Origin of the sequence: Paenibacillus typhae (genome assembly GCF_900099765.1) — a bacterium.
In the GTDB taxonomy this organism is placed as follows: Bacteria; Bacillota; Bacilli; order Paenibacillales; family Paenibacillaceae; genus Paenibacillus_AQ; species Paenibacillus_AQ typhae.
Map to the genome: position 1 here is coordinate 245,680 of NZ_FNDX01000005.1, position 6,272 is coordinate 251,951.

Genomic DNA, 6,272 nt, shown 5'->3' on the forward strand with positions numbered 1-6,272 from the left:
ACAAAAAAGGGCTTTCAAAACCCTGGAGGTGAACCGGATTGACTACCATTTACGATATCGCCAAAAAAACCGGTTACTCTCCGACTACGGTATCGAAGGCGTTCAATAATTATTCCGATGTGCGTGCCAAGACCCGCGAGGAGATTCTGCGGACCGCCCGGGAGATGGGCTACCTGCCGAACGCGCATGCCCGGACACTGACCACGAAGAAATCCTGGACGCTGGGTGTTCTTTTTGTGGAAGGCACGGGGGCAGGGATCCGTCATCCTTTTTTCGGGGCGGTTATTGAGAGCTTCAAGCAGATCGCTGTAGACAAGGGCTACGCTCTGATGTTCATCTCGAAGGATGTCGGCGGCAAGCAGAGCGGATATCTGGAGAATTGCCGGATTCATGGCGTAGACGGAGTTGTTGTGTTCCTTTCCGATTATGATGACCCTTATTTCCTCGAGCTTCTGGAGAGCAATATTCCTACCGTGATCCTTGATTATGAGACGCCGAAGTCTCATACCGTCTGTTCGGATAATATGACCGGAGCAATGATGGCGGTGGATTATCTGACTTCACTCGGACACAGCAGGATTGCGCATATCTCGGGCGGAGTGAATACCGTTCCCGGCAATCAGCGCCAGGAGGGCTATCTTGCGGCAATGAAGCGTCACGGGCATGAGCTACGGGACGAATACATTGTCGAAGGTGAGTATTATGTGCTGGAAAACGGCTATTCCGCTATGCAGAAGCTGCTGGCACTGCCCGAGCGGCCCACGGCTGTTTTTGCTTCCGGTGACATGCTGGCGCTCGGGGCGATGATGGCGGCTAAGGACAGCGGCTTGTCTGTACCCGGAGACATCTCGGTTATGGGCTATGACGATATTGAGCTTGCCCGCTACGTAACTCCTGGGCTGACAACGGTCCGGCAGGATACGGCGAGTCTGGGAATCCGTGCCGCAGAGGTTTTGCTTGCATCGGTTGACCGTAAGGGGAACGGAATGGAGGCTATCGTGCTGCCCGTGGAAGTGATTGAGCGGGAGTCCTGTGCGCCGCCTGGTAAGAAATAAAACGTTTCTTCCAGGTCGCACTTTTTTTTCGGCACAATCGAAACCGGTTTCGATTTGGTTTAGTCTTGTTTTATATTCTATTTTGGGAGATGGGTTCAGATGGTGACTGTACAAACGGTTGTGACGGCAAAAGAAACCGGGGAGCGCCTAAGCCGGCGGGAGGCTCTGGTGTTCGGGCAGAAGGGCAGCGGGCAGACGGCAGATATACAGCTTCATCCGGAGCAGGAATTCCAGCGGATCATTGGTTTTGGCGGCGCTTTCACTGAGGCTGCGGCCTACACGCTGTCGCGGATGAGCCCGGCCAGACGGGCGGAGGTGATCCGCAGCTATTTTCACCCGGAGGAGGGCCTCGGCTACAGCATGGGGCGCGTGCATATTCACAGCTGTGATTTTGCGCTCGGCAATTATACGTATGTGCAGGAGCAGGATACGGAGCTGGCCACGTTCGATATATCCCATGACCACCAGTGGGTGCTGCCGCTGATTAAGGATGCCATGGAGGTCAAAGGCGGCCCCTTTACGATGCTGGCTTCCCCCTGGAGCCCGCCGGCCTGGATGAAAACAAATGGGGAAATGAACAACGGCGGTTCGCTGAAGCCGGAATATGCCGCTGTCTGGGCGCGTTATTACACGAAGTTTATCGAGGCCTACCGCAAGGAGGGTATTCCGGTCTGGGCAGTATCAGTACAGAATGAGCCGGCGGCGGTGCAGACCTGGGATTCCTGTGTGTACAGCGCCGAGGAGGAGCGGGATTTTGTCAAAAACCATCTTGGACCCGCCATGCACGAAGCCGGTATGGACGATGTGAACATCGTAATCTGGGATCACAACCGGGACATTATGATCGAGCGGGTTACGCCTATTTTGTCAGATCCGGAAGCGGCGAAGTATGTGTGGGGGACGGGTATCCACTGGTACGGCGGTGAGGAGTTCGAGAAGGTGGCGAAGGTGCATGAGCTTTTCCCGGATAAGCATGTGCTGTTCACGGAGGGCTGCCAGGAGGGCGGCGTGCGTCTGGGGGAATGGTTCACCGGGGAGCGCTACGGGCGGAATATGATCGGTGATCTGAACGCTTGGACGGAGGGCTATCTGGACTGGAATCTGGTGCTCGATGAGAACGGCGGGCCGAACCATGTGGGGAATTTCTGCGACGCTCCTGTAATTGCCGATACGGTTACGGATGAGGTCCATTATAACAGCTCTTATTTTTACATCGGCCACTTCAGTAAGTATATCGCTCCCGGCGCTGTGCGGATCGGCCTGGAATCTGCCATTGACGGCATTCTGTCGACGGCTTTCCGCAACCCTGACGGCAGCATCGCCGTTGTGCTGATGAACGAAAGCGATGAAGAACGCAGTGTAACGCTTGGTCTTGGCAGTGAGCTGGCCGGTTGCCTTTTGCCGCCGCACTCTATTGCTACACATGTGATTGCGTAAGTGCACATCCAAATTTCAGGAGGTTATGATATGAGCCGTTATTATTTTGATTCGGGCCAATTTGTAATGGAGCAGTTTCATGAAAATAAACCGTTTGCCAGCTTCCTGCCGGGGCTTGCCGGACTCAAAGGTATTCCCATGTGGACGTTCTATGTGAACCGCGGGCAGGGGGTGTGCGGCTTCGGGGTACGCGATAAAAACTCGCCGATCATGGAGTTCTCACCGGCCAGCATCTCTTACAAGAACGTGGCATCGTCCGGGTTCCGCACTTTTATTAAGCTGGGGGAGCATCGGGAGGTCTATGAGCCGTTCCAGTCCTCACATCCGGACCCGGCGGTGAAGCGGAAAATGACGATCCTGCCGAACGGGCTGACGATTGAGGAGGAGCATGCCGGATACGGTCTAAAAACGGCGGTTCATTATTTTAATCTGCCAAACGATGATTATGCGGCGCTGGTGCGGCGGGTGGAGATTGAGAATACAGGCGGTACGGAGCGGTCTCTGGAACTGCTGGACGGTCTGCCGGAGATCCTTCCGTACGGATCGGCCAACAGCGCCTATAAGGAAATGGGCAACCTGCTGCGCAGCTGGATGGAGGTCTATAATCTGGAGCAGGGCATTCCCTTCTACAAGCTGCGTTCCAGTACAAATGATGATGCTGAGATCAGTGAGATCCAAAACGGCCATTTCTATCTGTCTTTTACAGCGGAGGGGGAGCGGCTGCGGCCGGTTGTTGATTTTGAGGTGATTTTCGGGGCTAATACATCGCTTGCTTATCCGGACCGCTTTGCCGGTCTGACGCTTGATGAGCTGCTTGCAGAGCCGCAATATCCGGTGAACAAGGTGCCCTGCGGCTTCAGCGGTGTTCAGCGGACACTGGCTCCGGGCGGCAAGCTGACACTGAACACCATTATCGGGCATGTCAGTGACATCGATAAAATCAACCGCAAGGCTGACCGGCTCTGCCGCGACGAATATATCACCGGCAAAATGCTGGAGGCTGCCGAGCTGACCGAGAATCTGACTGCGGATATTGCTACGCGCACCTCCTCCGCTATTTTTGACGCGTACTGCCGCCAGTCCTATCTCGATAATTTTCTGCGCGGCGGGTACCCGTTTATTTTCGACAATGGAAAAGACGGCTTTGTGGTGCATCTCTACTCACGCAAGCACGGCGATATGGAGCGGGACTATAACTTTTTCTCGCTGGCTCCGGAGTATTACTCGCAGGGGAACGGTAACTTCCGCGATATGAACCAGAACCGGCGGAACGATGTGTTTTTTCATCCGCAGGTCGGCAGCTTTAACATCAAAATGTTCTACAGCCTGATCCAGGCGGACGGCTATAATCCGCTAAGCGTGCAGGGAACGAGCTTTGAGGTGCTGCCGGAGCATGCTGCGCAGCTTAAAGAGTGGATTGAGAACGCTGCGGCGGATCATCAGGCGGAGCTTGCAGCCCTGTGCCTCGGCAAATTCACACCAGGCCGGCTGATTAATTACATCGCGGATCATCAGGTGGAGCTCAAGACGGATGAGCAGGAATTCCTCAGCGGTGTGCTGGCCCTGTCCCAACAAAATATCGAAGCCGCCTTCGGTGAAGGCTTCTGGAGCGATCACTGGACCTACAACCTGGATCTGGTTGAAGGCTATCTGGAGGTATTCCCGGATAAGCTGGCGGAGCTGCTGTTCGGCGATGAATCCTATACGTTCTACGACAGCCCTGCTTATGTGCTGCCGCGCAGCGAGAAGTATGTGATCAGCGGCGGCAAGGTGCGGCAGTACGGCGCACTGCTCGAGGATGAGGAGAAGCTGCACCGGCTGCACCGCAAGGCAGGCGATACCCAGTGGCTGCGCACGGAAGGCGGCACCGGGGAGATCTACCGCACCAGCCTGTTCGTCAAAATGCTCTCGCTGGCGCTGAACAAATTTGCAACTCTTGATCCCTATGGCATGGGCGTGGAGATGGAGGGCAACAAGCCGGGCTGGAATGATGCGATGAACGGCCTGCCGGGCCTGTTCGGCTCCGGGATGAGCGAGACGTTTGAGCTCAAGCGGATGCTTGTGTTTATGCTGGAGGCGCTGGAAAGCCTAGGAGTGCCGGAAGTAGAGGCCGCTCGGGAGCTGGCTGGGGCACAGGAGGTACAGGAGGTACAGGAGCTGCAGGGATTGCAGGGAATGCAGGGATTGCAGGCGGCACAAGGAGCTCAAGGAGCTCAAGGGTTGCAGGAGCTGCAGGAGTCACAAGGGACGCAGGAGCTGCTAACGGACCTGGGGGCTGCTGTAGGCGTAGTATCGCTGCCCGTAGAAATTGCGCTGCTGCTGGAACGTGTGCTGGGCGCAGTAACTAAGCTGTTGGCTGGCGGGCTGGATGATTTCGGCTATTGGGACACCGTTGCTGCAGCACGCGAGACTTACCGGGAGAGCATCCGCTTCGGCATTAGCGGAGAACAGGCTGAAGTAAGCCTGGCTGTAATCCGTGAAGCGCTGGGCAAATTCCTGGATAAAGTAAATACAGGGATTGAGCGGGCGGTAACGCTGGGCGGCGGACTGGTGCCGACGTATTTCCGCTTTGAGGCGGTGCGTTACCAGCCGGTAACGGATGAAGCCGGCAAACCGGTGATCAGCGGCTATGGTTTGCCTAAGGCAGTAGTAGAGGAATTCGAGGCTGCAGCTCTGCCGTACTTCCTGGAGGGGCCGGCGCGCTGGCTCAAGACGCTGGACAGTCATGAGCAGGCCAAGGAGATTTACAGCAGAGTTAAAGGCAGCGGACTGTTCGATCCGGTAACCTCAATGTACCGTACCTCGGTATCGCTTGAAGAGGAATCACATGAGATCGGGCGTATCCGGGCCTTTACTCCGGGCTGGCAGGAGCGGGAGTCGAACTTCCTGCATATGTCCTACAAGTATCTGCTGGCACTCCTGAAGGAGGGGCTGTATGAGGAATTCTACAGTGAGATGCAAACCTCGCTGATTCCGTTCCTGGAACCGGCTGTATACGGCCGCAGCACGCTGGAGAATTCCTCCTTTATCAGCACGGGCGGCAATCCGGACCCGCTGACCCATGGCCGGGGCTTTGTGGCCAGACTCAGCGGCTCGACGGCTGAGTTCCTCAGCATGTGGAGAACGATGATGGCGGGCAGCCGGATGTTTGCCTTTGAGGACGGGGAGCTGACGGTGGAGCTGGCTCCAGCCCTGCCGGGCTGGCTGTTTGACGAACAGGGCGAGCTGATGTTCACCTTCCTGGGCAGAACGGCAGTAACGTATCATAACCCGCGCCGGGCCGATACCTATGGCGCGGAGCGGGCCGTCATCGGCAAGCTTACGCTGACCTATGGCGACGGAAGCAGCCGGCAGGTCGACGGGGCGCTGCTTCGCGGTGACGAGGCCGAGGCCCTGCGCCGGGGCGAGATCACCGCAATCCGGGCGGAGCTGGTGTAAGGTTAAGATGTGGAGGGAGGCCGTTGAGGCCTCCTTTTTTTGCTGCTCAGACGGCCAGGGAGGCGAATTCGCTCCTGAATTCCGCCGCGAGCGCGTCCGGTGCGTAAATCAAAGGAAAAAATCCCTTTGATTCAGCCGCTAGCGTGCGGAAAGGCTCGATCAAAGGGAAAGATCCCTTTGATTCCGCAGTCAGCGGGTAGAAGGGCCTAATCAAAGGGAAAAATCCCTTTGATTGAGCCGCTAGCCGCAGCAACGAGCAAAATAGAGGGAAAAATCCCACTAACTCAGCCAAAGGTAGCTCAATCAGCACGCAATAGAGGGAAAAATCCCACTAACTCAGCC

At 56.3% G+C, this 6,272-nt stretch carries 3 protein-coding genes; all 3 read left to right on the forward strand.

Going from position 1 to position 6,272, the window contains the following annotated elements; translation table 11 throughout:
- Window positions 1–38: 38 nt before the first annotated feature.
- The 3 genes from BLR64_RS06965 (at window position 39) to BLR64_RS30740 (ending at window position 5,930) form a co-directional block, all read left to right on the forward strand.
- On the forward strand, window positions 39–1,055 hold the full coding sequence (locus BLR64_RS06965; RefSeq protein ID WP_090713428.1) for a LacI family DNA-binding transcriptional regulator: 1,017 nt from the start codon (window positions 39–41) through the stop codon (window positions 1,053–1,055).
- 99 nt (window positions 1,056–1,154) lie between these two features.
- Complete coding sequence (locus BLR64_RS06970) at window positions 1,155–2,492, forward strand: glycoside hydrolase family 30 protein (protein ID WP_090713429.1); 1,338 nt, start codon at window positions 1,155–1,157, stop codon at window positions 2,490–2,492.
- A gap of 30 nt (window positions 2,493–2,522) precedes the next feature.
- Window positions 2,523–5,930 (forward strand): cellobiose phosphorylase, encoded by a 3,408-nt coding sequence (locus BLR64_RS30740; protein ID WP_244157632.1) that lies wholly within the window; start codon window positions 2,523–2,525, stop codon window positions 5,928–5,930.
- Window positions 5,931–6,272 lie beyond the last annotated feature (342 nt).